Raw genomic sequence first — 16,575 nt, forward strand, 5'->3', positions numbered from 1 at the left:
CCTACTATGACTAAAAAAATTGTTGCTGTGACGGCCTGTCCGACGGGCGTCGCCCATACATTTATGGCTGCCGAAGCGTTGGAAATTGAAGCCCGCAAGCGTGGTGACTGGATCAAGGTTGAAACTCGCGGTTCCGTCGGGGCGAAGAACACGCTGACCGCGGAAGAGATAGCGCAAGCGGATGTGGTGATTATCGCGGCGGATATTGAGCTGGATCTGTCAGGCTTTGTTGGCAAAAGACTCTATCGCACCAGTACCGGCGCGGCGCTAAAAAAGAGTGCGCAGGAAATGGATAATGCTTTCAATAGCGCCGAGGTCTATCAGGGGAGTGCAGGGCGTTCTTCTTCAGCTGGTAAAACAGAGCTACCTGGCGTTTATAAGCATTTAATGACCGGCGTATCCCATATGCTTCCTTTGGTGGTGGCGGGAGGGTTGTGTATCGCACTCTCTTTTGTCTTCGGTATCCAGGCCTTCAACGAGCCGGGCACGCTGGCGGCTGCGTTATTTCAAATTGGTGGTAAGGCGGCCTTTGCGCTGATGGTGCCGGTACTGGCTGGGTTTATTGCCTTCTCAATTGCCGATCGTCCGGGTCTGGCCCCGGGGCTTATTGGCGGGATGTTGGCCAGCCTGTGCGGCGCCGGTTTCCTGGGAGGGATTGTGGCCGGTTTTCTGGCCGGTTACAGCGTACGGTTTCTGGCGCAAAATATTAAGCTGCCAGCGTCAATGGAAGCGCTTAAGCCTGTGCTGGTTCTGCCGCTACTGTCTACGCTGGTTACCGGCCTTATCATGATTTACGTGGTGGGTGGCCCCGTTTCTGCGGTGATGGAAGGGCTGACGACGTTCCTGGGGAATATGACCTCTACGAATGCTATCTTGCTGGGAATGTTGCTGGGCGCAATGCAAGGTTTTGACCTTGGTGGGCCGGTGAATAAAGCTGCGTATACCTTCGGCGTCGGTTTACTGGCTTCTCATTCTTATATGCCAATGGCGGCCATTATGGCGGCAGGGATGGTACCGGCATTAGGAATGGGCGTCGCAACCTGGGCGGCCAGAGCGAAATTCAATGCCGCTGAGCATGAAGCGGGTAATGCATCTTTTATCCTGGGGCTGTGCTTTATCTCTGAAGGGGCGATTCCCTTCGCCGCGCGTGACCCGATGCGCGTCATCCCTTCCACGATGGTCGGTGGCGCAATCGCCGGGGGACTATCCATGTATTTCGGTTGTACACTGATGGCGCCACACGGTGGCCTCTTTGTCCTGGCGATCCCGCATGCGGTAGAACATGTGATGCAATATCTGCTCTCGATTGCCCTGGGCACGATTGTCTGCGGCCTGATGTACGCGCTGTTGAAACCGTCTGCGGTTGCGCAAACAGTCTAATTCATCTCCCCCTGCAGGCTGGTCTGGTGTCTCCCCGGGCCAGCTTTTTTTATTTCCATTGTCATCAAACCGTCATAATCAAGACATATAACTGTCATCAATTTGTCCTATTTTGCTCATCGTAGCAACTCAAACAACGATTTACCGAAACCGTGCAGGAGACATTATGAAAGTTATGCGTACCACTGTCGCAACTGTTGTCGCCGCGACCTTATCGATGAGCGCGTTCTCTGCCTTTGCAGCAGCAAGCCTGACAGGTGCCGGTGCAACGTTTCCTGCGCCGGTGTATGCCAAATGGGCGGATACCTACCAGAAAGAAACCGGTAACAAAGTCAATTACCAGGGGATAGGCTCTTCCGGCGGCGTGAAACAAATCACCGCGAATACCGTTGATTTCGGCGCTTCCGATGCGCCGCTGTCTGACGAAAAACTGAATCAGGAAGGACTGTTCCAGTTCCCGACGGTGATCGGCGGCGTGGTGCTGGCGGTGAATATTCCAGGCCTCAAATCCGGCGAACTGGTGCTGGATGGTAAAACGCTGGGTGACATCTACCTCGGTAAAATCAAGAAGTGGGATGATGAAGCCATCACCAAACTGAACCCAGGCGTGAAGCTGCCTTCTCAGAACATCGCTGTGGTGCGTCGCGCTGACGGTTCCGGTACTTCCTTCGTGTTCACCAGTTACCTGGCGAAAGTCAACGACGAGTGGAAGTCGAAAGTGGGCGCGGGTTCTACCGTGAACTGGCCAACCGGTCTGGGCGGTAAAGGTAACGACGGCATCGCGGCATTTGTACAGCGTCTGCCAGGCGCTATTGGCTACGTTGAGTATGCGTATGCTAAGCAGAACAACCTGGCCTACACCAAACTGGTTTCTGCCGACGGCAAGCCGGTAAGCCCGACGGAAGAGAGCTTCTCTAATGCGGCGAAAGGCGCAGACTGGAGCAAAACCTTCGCGCAGGATCTGACCAACCAGAAAGGTGACGATGTGTGGCCAATCACCTCCACCACCTTTATCCTGGTCCACAAAGCGCAGAAGAAACCTGAGCAGGGTGCTGAAGTGCTGAAGTTCTTCGACTGGGCCTACAAAAATGGCGCTAAACAGGCGAATGATCTGGACTACGCCAGCCTGCCGGATAACGTCGTTGAGCAGGTTCGTACTGCCTGGAAGACCAGTATAAAAGACAGCAACGGTAAGGCGCTGTATTAATTAACGAATTGGCGGATGGCGCTACGCTTATCCGCCCTACGGTTTCGACCGCAGGCCCACGTTGTAGGCCGGATAAGCGTAGCGCCATCCGGCAGGGGCAACGTCGTAAAACGCGTTTAATGGAAAGAGTAATTTATGGCTGCAACCAAGCCTGCTTTTAACCCGCCGGGTAAAAAAGGCGACATGATTTTCAGCGCGCTGGTAAAACTGGCTGCGCTGATTGTGCTATTGATGTTGGGCGGTATTATCGTCTCATTGATCATCTCCTCCTGGCCAAGTATTCTGAAATTTGGTTTCTCATTTCTTTGGACTAAGGAATGGGACGCGCCAAACGATATCTACGGCGCACTGGTGCCCATTTACGGCACGCTGGTGACCTCCTTTATCGCACTGCTGATCGCTGTTCCGGTCAGTTTCGGCATTGCCCTGTTTTTAACCGAGCTGGCGCCAGGCTGGCTAAAGCGTCCGCTCGGCATCGCCATTGAGCTGCTGGCGGCGATCCCCAGTATCGTGTACGGCATGTGGGGGCTGTTTATCTTCGCGCCGCTGTTTGCGACGTACTTCCAGGAGCCGGTCGGCAATATTCTTTCCAACATTCCGTTTGTCGGCGCGCTGTTCTCCGGCCCGGCGTTTGGTATCGGCATTCTGGCGGCGGGCGTCATCCTCGCCATCATGATCATCCCCTACATTGCGGCGGTTATGCGCGACGTCTTCGAGCAAACGCCGGTAATGATGAAAGAGTCCGCTTACGGTATCGGCTGTACTACCTGGGAAGTTATCTGGCGCATCGTGCTACCGTTCACCAAAAATGGCGTGATCGGCGGCATTATGCTGGGGCTGGGCCGTGCTCTGGGTGAAACGATGGCGGTCACTTTTATCATCGGCAACACCTACCAGCTCGACAGCGCGTCGCTGTATATGCCGGGCAACAGCATCACTTCCGCGCTGGCGAACGAATTCGCTGAGGCGGAATCGGGTCTGCACGTGGCAGCGTTGATGGAGCTGGGGCTGATCCTGTTTGTGATCACCTTTATCGTCCTGGCGGCGTCTAAGTTCATGATTATGCGTCTGGCGAAGAATGAGGGAGCACGTTAATGGCTACGCTTGATATGCAGAACACCGCGCAGCTCGCGGAATCCCGTCGCAAGATGCAGGCGCGTCGCCGCATGAAGAACCGTATCGCACTAACGCTCTCAATGGCGACGATGGCATTTGGCCTGTTCTGGCTGATCTGGATTTTGATGTCCACCATCACGCGCGGTATTGATGGTATGTCGCTGGCGCTGTTTACCGAAATGACGCCGCCGCCGAACACGGCGGGCGGCGGGCTGGCGAACGCCCTGGCCGGGAGTGGATTGTTGATTCTCTGGGCTACCGTATTGGGTACGCCGCTGGGGATTATGGCCGGGATCTATCTGGCGGAGTATGGCCGTAAATCCTGGCTGGCGGAAATCATTCGCTTTATTAACGACATTCTGCTTTCCGCGCCGTCAATTGTTGTGGGGCTGTTTGTTTACACCATCGTGGTGGCGCAGATGCAGCACTTCTCCGGCTGGGCAGGGGTGATTGCGCTGGCGCTGTTGCAGGTACCGATCGTTATCCGTACCACTGAAAACATGCTCAAGCTGGTGCCGGATAGCCTGCGTGAAGCCGCCTATGCGCTGGGTACGCCGAAGTGGAAGATGATCTCCGCGATTACGCTGAAAGCCTCTATCTCCGGGATTATGACCGGTATCCTGCTGGCTATTGCGCGTATCGCCGGCGAAACGGCGCCATTGTTGTTTACCGCGCTCTCGAACCAGTTCTGGAGCACCGACATGATGCAGCCGATCGCCAACCTGCCGGTGACCATCTTTAAATTCGCGATGAGCCCATTTGCCGAATGGCAACAATTAGCCTGGGCGGGCGTGCTGATTATTACCCTGTGCGTACTGCTGCTGAATATTCTGGCGCGTGTTGTTTTCGCGAAGAAAAAACACGGTTAAAGACATTGTAGGCCTGATAAGCGTAGCGCCATCAGGCATTATTTTACGGCGTGGCGGATGCGGCGCTGGATGAGGAAAAGAGTGAAATGAGTATGGTTGAAACTGCCCCGAGTAAGATTCAGGTTCGTGATTTGAACTTCTACTACGGCAAATTCCATGCCCTGAAGAACATTAATCTGGATATCGCGAAGAATCAGGTAACGGCATTTATCGGGCCATCCGGCTGCGGTAAATCAACGCTACTGCGTACCTTCAATAAAATGTATTCGCTTTATCCGGAGCAGCGCGCGGAAGGTGAAATTCTGCTGGATGGCGACAATATTCTCACCAACACCCAGGATATCGCGCTGCTGCGCGCAAAAGTGGGGATGGTATTCCAGAAGCCGACGCCGTTCCCGATGTCCATCTATGACAATATCGCCTTTGGCGTGCGTCTGTTTGAGAAGCTGTCTCGTGCCGATATGGACGAGCGCGTGCAGTGGGCGTTGACCAAAGCCGCATTATGGAACGAAACCAAAGATAAATTGCACCAGAGCGGGTACTCTCTCTCCGGTGGTCAGCAGCAGCGCCTGTGCATTGCGCGCGGTATCGCCATTCGCCCGGAAGTGCTGCTGTTGGATGAGCCATGCTCAGCTCTGGACCCGATCTCTACCGGGCGTATTGAAGAGCTGATCACCGAGCTGAAACAGGATTACACCGTGGTGATCGTGACCCACAACATGCAGCAGGCGGCACGTTGCTCCGATCATACGGCGTTTATGTACCTGGGCGAGTTGATTGAGTTCAGCAACACGGACGATCTGTTCACCAAGCCCGCGAAGAAACAAACAGAAGACTATATCACCGGTCGTTACGGTTAATTCAGGAGTGCGTAATGGACAGTCTGAACCTTAATAAACATATTTCCGGCCAGTTCAATGCCGAACTGGAAAGCATCCGCACTCAGGTAATGACCATGGGCGGCATGGTGGAGCAGCAGCTTTCTGACGCTATCACCGCCATGCACAACCAGGACAGCGAGCTGGCGAAGCGCGTGGTAGAAGGCGATCATCAGGTTAATATGATGGAAGTCGCCATCGATGAAGCCTGTGTGCGTATTATCGCCAAGCGCCAGCCGACGGCGAGCGATCTGCGTCTGGTAATGGCGATTATCAAAACCATCGCCGAACTGGAGCGCATTGGCGACGTGGCGGATAAAATCTGCCGTACCGCGCTGGAGAAATTCTCCCAGCAGCACCAGCCGCTGTTGGTGAGTCTGGAGTCACTGGGCCGCCACACCGTGCAGATGCTGCACGACGTGCTGGATGCGTTCGCGCGCATGGATCTCGACGAAGCGGTGCGTATCTACCGTGAAGACAAGAAAGTTGACCAGGAGTACGAAGGTATCGTGCGTCAGCTGATGACCTACATGATGGAAGACTCGCGCACCATTCCCAGCGTGCTGACCGCGTTATTCTGCGCTCGTTCTATCGAGCGTATCGGCGACCGTTGCCAGAATATCTGCGAATACATCTTCTACTTCGTGAAGGGGCAGGATTTCCGTCACGTCGGCGGCGATGAGCTGGATAAGCTGCTGGCGGGGAAAGACCCGAAAGAGTAAATCTCATTCTTTTGCCCGGTGGCGCTGCGCTTACCGGGCCTACAGGTACAGATGCTGTAGGCCGGATAAGCGTTAGCGCCATCCGGCATTTCAGTTAACGCGTAATCTCCCACCCGCGCGCTTTCCACAATCCCGGCAACTGCGCCAAATCGGTAAACGTCGTCACGTTAGGGTGATCGATCGGCTTGTTATGCGGATCGGCGCAGAAATAAAACACTTCCATTCCCGCTGCAATTCCTGACTGCGCGCCCGCGCTGGAATCATCCACCAGAATACACTTCTCAACATTGACCTTCATGGCGTTCGCCGCATGGAGCATCAGCGCCGGATCGGGCTTCCAGCGTTGAATATCGTAACCGCTAAACAGCAAATCGGGAAAATGATGCAACATGCCCAGTTTACCCAGCGAGTGCTGCATCTTACTGACCGGCCCGTTGGATACCACGCACATCGGCGTCTTAATGCTCTCCAGCAGGGTATTTGCGCCCGCGATCGCTTCCAGTTCGGTATCGAACAGACGCGCAACCTCGGCGCGATACACCGGCTCCAGGACGTCGCGTCTTAGTGTGACACCGTACTCCTTGCTGATAGTTTCGATAATTTCGTAGAGTTTTACGCCCTTAAAGCGTTTAAATACCGTTTCGAGATCGAGCGTGATGCCAAATTCCTGAAACATTGCGACATAGGCGCGTGAACAGATCACTTCACTATCGACCAGCGTACCGTCGCAATCGAAAAATACCGCTTCTATCATGGACATGATGTTTCCTGTTTAGTCGCCAAACCGTGGACGCGCGCCGCGTTGCGTTAACCATTTTTCTGTGTCATCCCGACTGTAGCGCAGCGGCCTGACCAGGTTGCCTGTTTTATCGATCACTCCCCAGCGCCCGTTTTTAGCAACGGCGATGAAGTTGATATTGTACCGATAATCTGTATTAGAGACAGTATCGTAGCGAAAGGGAATAATGATGTTTCCTGAAAAATCAAAAAGGCCGTATAAAATCTTGTCGTTCATCCGCTTTCCCGCGACAAACGCATCGGGTCGCTGGTTTATCATCTGTATCGACGAAAATTGCGGCGCAATAATCACATTGCCGTAAGCATCGCCCAGGCCGCTTAGCTGAGCGCTATTCTGGTAAGTCCAGAGAAAAACTATGGCGCTGCTTTCGGCTAACTCAATGCTGGAATAGACGGGCGGGTAGATAAATTGCTGCTGGCGGGCGCTATACAAACCGGTATGGTTACCGGTGAACGATGTTGAGACGTAAAACAGATCTGTTTCGCTGTCATAATTCTCAATATAGATTTTTTGCCACGGAATGATTGCCTGCCCAGCGGCGTTGTAGAGTCCACAAAACTCATCCTGACAGATGACGTAAAAGCGCGTTACTGGCAGTCTTAAACCGTCGGCGCTAAAAGAAACGTCAGATATTTCTACCCGGTCAGGTTTTAGCGGTAACGGTACCGGTGCGTTCAGGTAAGTTTTTGGTTGAATGGTGCTGATAAGACTCAGAATGGATGAGCCTGCCGCCCCGGATGTTGAAGAAACCAACGCGAGTAAGAAAAACAGACGGGTAAACATAAAAATCCTTTTCATATCCTGGTCGCTGCCTCAGTATTTCCTGTCTCATATCGCTAGTTTAACGTTTACGTAATGCTGAATGAGGGGACGCAATCGTTGCCGTACTAACAAATTGAGTGAAAAAAATTACCACACAACTGCGCCAGGTGTCGCATTTTGGTATAGGATAACGGCGAATTTTCCCTCCTTTCTCCGGAAATTGATAATGAGTCAACAACACACCACCCAGGCTTCTGGTCAGGGTATGCTGGAACGCGTGTTTAAACTGCGCGAACATGGCACGACGGCACGAACCGAAGTGATCGCCGGTTTTACCACTTTCCTGACGATGGTTTATATCGTTTTTGTTAACCCGCAAATTCTGGGCGTAGCTGGCATGGACACCAGCGCCGTCTTTGTGACCACCTGTCTGATTGCGGCCTTTGGCAGTATTCTGATGGGCCTGTTCGCTAACCTGCCGGTGGCGCTGGCGCCCGCGATGGGGCTGAACGCGTTCTTTGCCTTCGTGGTTGTGCAGGCAATGGGACTGCCGTGGCAGGTAGGCATGGGCGCCATTTTCTGGGGCGCTGTTGGTCTTTTATTGCTGACTATCTTCCGCGTGCGTTACTGGATGATCGCCAACATTCCGGTCAGCCTGCGCGTGGGCATCACCAGCGGCATCGGCCTGTTTATCGGCATGATGGGGCTGAAAAACGCCGGCGTGATTGTCGCTAACCCGGAAACGCTGGTCAGCATCGGCAACCTGACCTCGCACAGCGTGCTGCTGGGGGTTCTCGGATTCTTTATTATTGCGATTCTCGCTTCGCGCAACATTCATGCGGCGGTGCTGGTGTCCATCATCGTCACGACGCTGCTTGGCTGGATGATGGGTGATGTACACTACAACGGCATTGTCTCCGCGCCACCAAGCGTCACCAGCGTGGTAGGGCATGTCGATTTGGCAGGCTCGTTCAATCTTGGCCTGGCGGGGGTTATTTTCTCCTTCATGCTGGTAAACCTGTTTGACTCCTCCGGTACGCTGATTGGCGTGACCGATAAAGCCGGCCTGGCGGATGAGAAAGGCAAATTCCCGCGCATGAAGCAGGCGCTGTTTGTTGATAGTATCTCTTCCGTCACTGGCGCATTTGTCGGAACGTCTTCTGTGACCGCTTATATTGAATCGTCTTCCGGCGTTTCGGTGGGCGGTCGCACCGGTTTGACGGCGGTGGTGGTCGGTATTTTGTTCCTGCTGGTTATCTTCCTGTCGCCGCTGGCGGGCATGGTGCCGCCTTACGCGGCGGCGGGCGCGCTGATTTACGTCGGCGTGCTGATGACCTCCAGCCTGGCGCGGGTAAACTGGCAGGATTTAACCGAATCGGTCCCGGCGTTTATTACGGCGGTAATGATGCCGTTTAGCTTCTCGATCACCGAAGGTATCGCGCTGGGCTTTATCTCTTACTGCGTGATGAAAATCGGTACCGGTCGCCTGCGCGACCTTAGCCCGTGCGTAGTGATTGTCGCGCTGTTATTCGTGCTGAAGATTGTGTTTATTGACGGCCACTAAGAACAACGAAATGGGCGGTAAAACCGCCCATTAACGTATAGAAACATGGACAAAATATTTATTCATCTCCCCAAACATTTAATTCGTTATGAAACAGGCCAGGCTATCGATTCCCTGGCTCAGCGTTTCAGCCTGCCTAATGAATCTTGCATGCAAGATTGGCCAATCGAGGTTGCGGATAATCGACGGTTGGATGAGTTTTTATCGGCTTATAGCGAATGCAACGATGATGAATGCTTTGTGTTAATGATAATACTTCTTGAATGTATAGATAACTTTGGTGAGCAGTACCATAAGCATCCTTCCTGGCCAGTAATCTATGACTTACTGGATAAACATATCACCAGACATATCTATACAGTGTGGTATTGGTCATGTACGGACTGTAAGGATGAAGAGTTGGAAGATGCTTTTTACATCACATCGGATATGCGTGCTTTACTAAAAAAGCACGCGTATTTACTACGGTGATAATCCTCAGTGTTTCACCCGCTGAATATACTCGCCAAATGCGGTCAACTGACCGGTCAAATGATCTAACGTTCCCTGATCCACCACTTCTCCAGTCTGCGGATCGACTTTATTCTGAATCACGCCGCCCATAAACTCCGGTTTGTTCATCACCATTGCATCAAGGAACACCAGAATCTGGCGCAGATGATACTGGCAGCGCGCGCCGCCAATCGCCCCCATTGAACTGGTCTGGATAAGAACGGGCTTACCCGCCAGCGGCTGCTCAGGCAGACGGGATAGCCAGTCGATGGCATTCTTCAGGCCGCCGGGAACGGAATAGTTATATTCCGGCGTCACAATGACGACGCCGTCGGCGTTGCGAATCTGCTCCGCCAGCGCCTCTACGCTGGCTGGAAATCCCTCTTCCTGCTGGATATCGGCGTCATACAGCGGAATATCCCCGATCGAAGGCAGCGGCGATACCGTCATTCCTGCCGGCGCGACTTTAGGCAGCGTACGCGCCACCATCCCGTTAAAGGAACCTTTGCGTAAACTTCCCAGCAATGTAACCACATTCAGCGTTTCAGACATACGTGCCCCTTTTTTCATTATGAACGATTAAGCGTATACGATTTGGCGGCGGGGAGTTGGGCGAATCGCATCAGACGGCCGGTTGGCTCATTGGCGCGCGTCTGGATATCGGGCAGGCTTTTCCAGCCCAGTTTGCCATCGAACTCCCACACTTTTAATTTTTCTATCGCTGGCGTAACGGTTACGGACCATACCAGCACATCTTCTGCATCGCATACGGCTTCAAGCTGTGTGACATGCGCGCACTTCAGGCGTCCGGCAACGGGTAAAAGTTGCAGCTCCCGCGGATCGTCATTCATGACATCGCCGGTGAGTTTTAACACGCTCTGGCGCAATGTGATGAGTTGCGCTCGCGCTTCGTTGGGATCGTTTTGATTGGCTACCCATAATTTTTCATTACGGGAGAAAGGGTGGCGTTCGAGCGAATGCGGATGGTGAAAGCCGCGGGAGGTGCGCTGTAATTCCATATCCAGCCCGCACTCTCCTTCGGTGGTCAACGCCACGCCAACCATATTTCCGGCGTAGGAGATAGAAAAACCTGGCAGATTTTTGTCACGAAACGCGGGTTTACCTTTCGCCTGAATAATGATTTCCGGCAGCTCGCTAATTCCGTACAGCATAAACATCAGTTCGGCAAGAAGGCCTCTGGAGGCGAGAAAACGCGTTCGTCGGTGAGCAGGCAGGTTTCTGGCTTCAATATGGCAAGACGAAGAGAGACGAATTGAAACCAACTGTCCCTCCGTAAGTATCCCTCTGGCAAAGTGAGTCGCCATTTTTCGCTCCGTGATTAATGGGCCGTGATAATGACGAGAGTAACATTAACGTAAATTATGGACAGGTTTTACGCGCTAAAAATTCAATTTCAGAAGGTTCTTTAATCAGACGGTGACATTTCTGGTAAGAGGAAGGTTAATTTATCAACGCAGGTGGTCAGATAAGGCGACGGCAGAGCGTGTTGATAGCCTGTCGTAGCCACACAATCTTGGGATTATGACTATTACGTTTGTGCCATAATAGGGTAAACGGCACCATCAGCTTTTCCCGCTGTTGCGCATCAAAAGGCAGGGGGCGCGCCACTAACGGTAGCTGGTGGAGCTGATTGTAGTGCTGGCAATAGCGCGGCGCGGTTGCTATCAGGGTGTGATCCGGCTGGGCGGCCATAAAGAGCGACTGCTCGAACCCCGGCAGGCTCAACGCGATATGGCGTTTGCGTCCCATTTCTTGCAGGACATCATCCAGCGCCCAGGTATCGCTTTGCTCCCAGCAAATACTGATATGCGGGTAGCGTAGAAAAGTGTCCAGATCCCACGCTTCGCGCAGCGCCGGATGATCTTCCCGCAGCCAGACCCACGGTAAATCGCTAAACAACACCTCAAAATCAATCGCGAGCGGCAACAGACTGAGCAATTCTCGCGAGCGGGGATGGCTTTCGCGTCCGGTAAATCCGATATCGACTTCCCCGCGCGTAATCGCCTCCAGCGAGTCATAATCCCAGTTGCGAACCTTAATGGTAGCCTGCGGATAGCGCTGATAAATCTGCTGCGACAGTGAATTAAACATAATCATCATCAGCGGCGACTCTGCCGCCAACTCAAATTTTAAACCGCGTGGCGTTTGATGATGCGGCTTATCAAGCAGTTGGTTCCCCATCTGCATCCAGTCCGCCAGACTTTGCTCCATACTGACCATCAGCGGCGTCGGCGCCAGGCCCAGCGGCGTATTGACGAACAGCGGATCGTCAAACCATGCCCGGAGTTTCGCCAGCGATTTGCTGACCGCCGAGGGCGTTACGTTCATCCGTTTTGCAGCTTTAGTGACGCTGCGCTCCTGCATGAGTAACTGTAGGCATAACAGCAGATTAAGATCGAGATTGGTAAGGGATTTCTTCATGCTCGGCTACGGACCTGTTGGGCGCGACGGAGAAGATCAGCAGAATACTCACTATGCTACAACCAATCAGAATCCCGATCAGCATATTCATCGCGCTGATACCGAGTATTGCCGCCAGCCAAATCCACAGTGATGAACCGCAAACCTGCGCGATACCGAGCGTGGAACTGGCCACTCCGGCGCGCAGCGAAAATGGCCCCAGCGCCTGGCTCATCGCGACGCCAAAACCAACCGAGAATCCGGCGCAGATAAGCGTCAGGCCAAAGAGTGTGACGGTATTGGTATGAGCAAGGCTTAACGTCACGCCAGCCGTCAAAAACAGCCCCTGTGAGACGAGCATTAAAGTTCGCGGCTTAAATAACCCAAGCGCAAAAGGGGTGGAAAAAGAGACGACCATACTGACGCCTGCGGTGAGCGCCATGGTAATGGCATAGTCGCCACGACTAAATCCCATCACCTCCATCAGCAGCACTGGAGAGGCATTGACGAAGGTCAGGATCACCGACACGCTAAGGGTGGTGATCGCCAGTCGACTAACGAAAAAACGGTTAACCAGCGACTCGGCGGCGGGGGACGATCGTGATAAATCGCGTGGAGCCAGCCTTGCCGGGCGCGTCTCGCGCAGGATAAACAGTGATAACAGGCCCACAATAATGCCCATCGCGGACATCGTATAGAACAGACTTTGCCAGGGGAAACGAAGCATAATCAAATGCCCCATCACCGGGGCGAGTACCGGCACAATACAGGTAATCCCATTCAATAATGACAGCACTTTCGCCCGGCGATGCTCGTCGAGCGTGTCGCGCAGAATGGCGAACGCCACCACATAGCAGCCGCCTGCGCCTACTCCCTGAAGAAAACGCCCACTCAGAAATAGCGAGCCTTCCGACGCCCGTGAACAAAGCAGTGAGGCCATCATAAAGACGAGCGCGCCGACGATCGCGACCGGCTTGCGGCCTGACTGGTCGGCTATCTTCCCGGCAAACAGCATGGCCGTCGCCATTCCGGCCAGGTAAACGGAGAAGGCGATATGCAACTGCGCCTCGCTGGCGTTCAGATCGGCGGCTATACGCGGTAAACCGACCAGATACATATCAATACCGGCAGGATAGAGTAAAACCAGGGCAAAACTACACAGTAGAAAACGTTTCATAGCGGCCTCACGAAAAGTGTGGCGCTAAGAATACGGGGCGACGTTGCGCGAGACGAGTTGCCATTTGGACAACAGTGATTTCCTATGAGGCAATGAGATATCACCCCGGCAGTGACGTAAGCCGGATGGCGTCAGCCACCACCCGGCACAATCAACGCAATATAGAAACTGGAAAATCTAGATAATCCGTTGATATATAATCTATAATTTGCCTTGAAAACATGGCTATGGGCACATTCAAGGACACAAAAACTAAGTAGCTGGTGAAACTGTAAATAGACCCGTTTTAGTTCCATGCATTTTTTGAGATCCCGGCCAGATTGACCCTGTTAAGTGAATTTCTGACATCTGTTTGAGTGTCAGCCAGTTTGTTGCAGTGGGTTTGCAGGCAGTAGCCGGGTTGAAGCTGATCTGCGCGCTGGCGTCACTTTCACTCTCTTACGCTCTTAAAAGTGACGCCGCGTTTTGCACATTCAGCAGGAAGTACGGACGGAAAGCCTTCGGCAATGCCGTCCGACTTCTCTACAGCGTTCTGTCTGCCGCTACGCTTGCAACAGGGTAGCGATAAAGGGTGTGGTCACCTGTATCGAGACAGGAGGTCAGTTTCAGGCCACGCTTCGTTCCCTGGGTGACCGGGGGGCTGACCGCCAAAGGCGCTTCTTACAGGTCGCAGTTCGTCTTAGAACAGGAAGCTTTTAGGGGTACTGCTATGAGTTGGGGATAGGGTAAAGCGTGGGGAGGGAGAAAGCTGCGGGAAACTGTTTTTGGGATTTGAAGAATTCTTAATAAATAAACCAATAAGTAACCTAGAGTTGGTTATGATTCCGTTTTGTGATGGATATCGATAATGATCACTAGGTATAAAACTCACCGTACTCATGTTTTTAATCGGCCTTATAACTGCTTTGAATCTCTATAGAAAAGAAGGGCTCATTGTGGCATTATACTCTTATGTGTCATTTATTAGAAAGTAGAAAATATGACTATACAAGCTTCAGTAAAAATAGAAGATTTATCTAGCTCAGATATAAAAAAGTCCATTGATACAATAAGAAATATAATTATTAATGGTATTAACGATACAAAAAAAGTTATCTTTATTTGTGGTAAAGATAAATCAGATAAAGAGAGTTATCGTTTCAAAATATCGCAACTTTTAGAGCATAATACAAATTATCAGCTTGCCTATCCGGAAGATTTATTTGAGGATTTATTGGAGGGACAAGCGAACAATAGTCTTCTTTCGCTTGAGCAACAATTAGCTGAAGCGGTTGATTTGATTATTCTTATTCCTGAAAGCCCTGGTTCTTTTGCTGAACTTGGAGCATTTTCAACAAGAAAAGAACTAGCTGAGAAAATGTTGGTTCTACGGCAAAACAAATATAAGGCTGATAAAAGTTTTATTAACCATGGGCCTATAAGACTAGTAAGATCTGCCAAGGGTAAAATCCTCGATATACCTCATGATTTTGATTATAAAAACAAAGAGCATTTTTCTGAAATAATTAAAACAGTTAAAAAAATGATTCCTTCAGGAAGACGGTCAAAGTCTATTAATAATATATTATTATATCAGAATCATATTTTATTATTAATTTATCTATTTGATGAGTTAAATATCACCTCAATACATAAATTAATGTCAATGGTACTTGAGAAAAAATTAACGAACCAAGAGTTGATTGGATGTAAAGCTGCAATTCATTCTTTAACTAGATCTCAATTTATTGATAAGATTGGTAATGAATATATTTTAACAGATCGTGGCTTCAGTGATGTCCAGCTTAAATATTATGCCCTAAATGAAATCACGAATCTCAGGATTTCAATTATGAACAAACAATTGTAAGCAAAGTATAGACATAGTAAAAAGAAAGTATGATAATCAATAGGCTAACTCCTAAGCGGGTACTGACCATTTGTGTAAGGCCTTAAGCACAGTGTGAGGTTCCAGAGGATAGAGAAGCAGTAACTCTACTCCTACAATTTAGCGGTCGCACGGTAATGCGATCGAGCCGCCAAAACCACCCCCCGTGGTTTTGGCGTCTCGTACGCATTACGAGGCTAGTGCAGGGCTTAAAAACCCTGCCTCACAGGGTTTTTAAGCCCTGCTCGCCTCTCCTTAGTCGTTAGGAGTTAGCATTTTTTGGTTAATGTATATTGGAGAGTATATTTTGGCAAAATATTCGCAAAGTCTATATACACAAAGACTACTTTCGCTTCCAATATTACAATCTATAGAAGATCTTTCGGTTAAAACCCGGCTTCCATCTCCTTTGTTGTCTCAATATTTAAATGATAATTCTCGGTATTATTGTCATATTTCAGTACCCAAGAAAAATGGCGGATATAGGCCAATCGATAGCCCTAACCGACAATTGAAAGCCATTCAGAGATGGATTCTTAGACATATTTTAGAGAAGCTTCAGCCATCCGTGTATGCAACAGGATTTGTTCCTGGAATAGCATTAAAGAGAAATGCTATTCCTCATACAGGTAACCAATATATACTCAAGTTAGACTTAAAGGATTTTTTCCCAAGTATAAAAGCAAGTTATGTATATTCTGTTTTTCGTGCTGCTGGCTACTCTAAACAAATTGCGTACAGTTTAACTTCAATTTGTACGTTAAATGGATATCTACCTCAAGGAGCACCAACATCACCATGTTTATCTAATCTGGTATGTTTAAGATTGGATCAAAGAATTGGGAAGTATTGTGATCGTCATGCTTTAACTTTCACCAGATATGCAGATGATATTTCAATTTCTGGAAATAAATTAAGTATAGTTAAAAAGGCATGGGTTGTTATAAAACTAATTCTTTCTGAGGAAGGATATGTTATTAATAAAAATAAGGAAATGTTATCAGGACCTCGTTCAAAAAGAGAAATTACTGGATTAGTTGTAACTCCGAAACTTGGGATCGGTCAAAGAAAATACAATATGTATCGAAATAAAATATTCCATTTATGCCATAAAAATGACAATGAAAGTATATTAATTATACAAGGCATATTGGCATATATTAAAGGTGTTGATCAGGACCGATATAGTAAATTAAAAAAATACTATGATGCTTTAAAAACAAAGGAAGTTACAGAGTGATTTTTATTCCCACAACACTTAATCGATCATGCCATTATAATAATGGCATATTTCATTTTATATAATAAATATTTAAGCAAA

16 protein-coding genes are annotated in these 16,575 nt (G+C 50.3%); 10 read left to right on the forward strand and 6 right to left on the reverse strand.

The window, feature by feature from the left end; all coding sequences use genetic code 11:
- Positions 1-6: 6 nt before the first annotated feature.
- From ABVN36_RS21345 to phoU, 6 genes are all read left to right on the forward strand, one after another.
- Positions 7-1,380, forward strand: coding sequence for a fructose-specific PTS transporter subunit EIIC (locus ABVN36_RS21345; protein WP_000162550.1), 1,374 nt, complete (start codon positions 7-9; stop codon positions 1,378-1,380).
- Between the two features lie 166 nt (positions 1,381-1,546).
- Complete coding sequence (pstS, locus tag ABVN36_RS21350; RefSeq protein ID WP_000867131.1) at positions 1,547-2,587, forward strand: phosphate ABC transporter substrate-binding protein PstS; 1,041 nt, start codon at positions 1,547-1,549, stop codon at positions 2,585-2,587.
- Between the two features lie 135 nt (positions 2,588-2,722).
- On the forward strand, positions 2,723-3,682 hold the full coding sequence (gene pstC / locus ABVN36_RS21355; protein WP_023138232.1) for a phosphate ABC transporter permease PstC: 960 nt from the start codon (positions 2,723-2,725) through the stop codon (positions 3,680-3,682).
- The gene (gene pstA, locus ABVN36_RS21360) at positions 3,682-4,572 is read left to right on the forward strand and encodes a phosphate ABC transporter permease PstA (RefSeq protein ID WP_000212197.1); all 891 of its coding nucleotides are present in this window, start codon (positions 3,682-3,684) and stop codon (positions 4,570-4,572) included. The genes pstC and pstA overlap by 1 nt, the downstream gene beginning before the upstream one ends.
- 86 nt (positions 4,573-4,658) lie before the next feature.
- Positions 4,659-5,432, forward strand: a complete 774-nt coding sequence (pstB, locus tag ABVN36_RS21365; RefSeq protein WP_000063118.1) for a phosphate ABC transporter ATP-binding protein PstB — start codon at positions 4,659-4,661, stop codon at positions 5,430-5,432.
- A gap of 14 nt (positions 5,433-5,446) precedes the next feature.
- Positions 5,447-6,172: a phosphate signaling complex protein PhoU gene (gene phoU, locus ABVN36_RS21370; RefSeq protein WP_000377800.1), complete on the forward strand. Its 726-nt coding sequence runs from the start codon at positions 5,447-5,449 to the stop codon at positions 6,170-6,172.
- Positions 6,173-6,266: 94 nt separating this feature from the next.
- Here the strand turns inward: phoU and yieH are convergent, their stop codons facing one another.
- Both yieH and ABVN36_RS21380 read right to left on the reverse strand, forming a co-directional pair.
- Positions 6,267-6,932: a 6-phosphogluconate phosphatase gene (gene yieH / locus ABVN36_RS21375; RefSeq protein WP_000061716.1), complete on the reverse strand. Its 666-nt coding sequence runs from the start codon at positions 6,930-6,932 to the stop codon at positions 6,267-6,269.
- 12 nt (positions 6,933-6,944) lie between these two features.
- Positions 6,945-7,754 (reverse strand): WG repeat-containing protein, encoded by an 810-nt coding sequence (locus tag ABVN36_RS21380; RefSeq protein WP_001747549.1) that lies wholly within the window; start codon positions 7,752-7,754, stop codon positions 6,945-6,947.
- A gap of 205 nt (positions 7,755-7,959) precedes the next feature.
- On the opposite strand from ABVN36_RS21380, the gene adeP reads away from it, so the two are divergent.
- Positions 7,960-9,297, forward strand: coding sequence for an adenine permease AdeP (adeP, locus tag ABVN36_RS21385; protein WP_001747550.1), 1,338 nt, complete (start codon positions 7,960-7,962; stop codon positions 9,295-9,297).
- Positions 9,298-9,342: 45 nt separating this feature from the next.
- Entirely contained in the window at positions 9,343-9,768 is a 426-nt protein-coding gene (locus tag ABVN36_RS21390; protein WP_001747551.1) for a hypothetical protein, read from the forward strand.
- Positions 9,769-9,774: 6 nt separating this feature from the next.
- Here ABVN36_RS21390 and ABVN36_RS21395 read toward each other — a convergent pair whose 3' ends face one another.
- From ABVN36_RS21395 to ABVN36_RS21410, 4 genes are all read right to left on the reverse strand, one after another.
- Complete coding sequence (locus ABVN36_RS21395; protein ID WP_001536157.1) at positions 9,775-10,359, reverse strand: NADPH-dependent FMN reductase; 585 nt, start codon at positions 10,357-10,359, stop codon at positions 9,775-9,777.
- The gene (locus ABVN36_RS21400) at positions 10,359-11,114 is read right to left on the reverse strand and encodes a 4'-phosphopantetheinyl transferase superfamily protein (RefSeq protein ID WP_023138231.1); all 756 of its coding nucleotides are present in this window, start codon (positions 11,112-11,114) and stop codon (positions 10,359-10,361) included. Before ABVN36_RS21400 ends, ABVN36_RS21395 begins: the two co-directional genes overlap by 1 nt.
- 157 nt (positions 11,115-11,271) lie before the next feature.
- Positions 11,272-12,231 carry an HTH-type transcriptional regulator YidZ gene (gene yidZ, locus ABVN36_RS21405; RefSeq protein WP_000749365.1) on the reverse strand — a complete coding sequence of 320 codons (960 nt, stop codon included), beginning with the start codon at positions 12,229-12,231 and terminating at the stop codon, positions 11,272-11,274.
- A complete protein-coding gene (locus tag ABVN36_RS21410) occupies positions 12,200-13,387 on the reverse strand; it encodes an MFS transporter (protein WP_001583480.1) in 1,188 nt (395 codons plus the stop codon). Before ABVN36_RS21410 ends, yidZ begins: the two co-directional genes overlap by 32 nt.
- 979 nt (positions 13,388-14,366) lie before the next feature.
- On the opposite strand from ABVN36_RS21410, the gene ABVN36_RS21415 reads away from it, so the two are divergent.
- Both ABVN36_RS21415 and ABVN36_RS21420 read left to right on the forward strand, forming a co-directional pair.
- Entirely contained in the window at positions 14,367-15,236 is an 870-nt protein-coding gene (locus ABVN36_RS21415) for a retron St85 family effector protein (RefSeq protein ID WP_000155089.1), read from the forward strand.
- A 325-nt stretch (positions 15,237-15,561) separates the two neighbouring features.
- A complete protein-coding gene (locus ABVN36_RS21420) occupies positions 15,562-16,494 on the forward strand; it encodes a retron St85 family RNA-directed DNA polymerase (RefSeq protein ID WP_001668081.1) in 933 nt (310 codons plus the stop codon).
- Positions 16,495-16,575: the final 81 nt, after the last annotated feature.

It is taken from the genome of Salmonella sp. SJTUF15581, from assembly GCF_043356775.1.
Lineage (GTDB): Bacteria > Pseudomonadota > Gammaproteobacteria > Enterobacterales > Enterobacteriaceae > Salmonella > Salmonella enterica.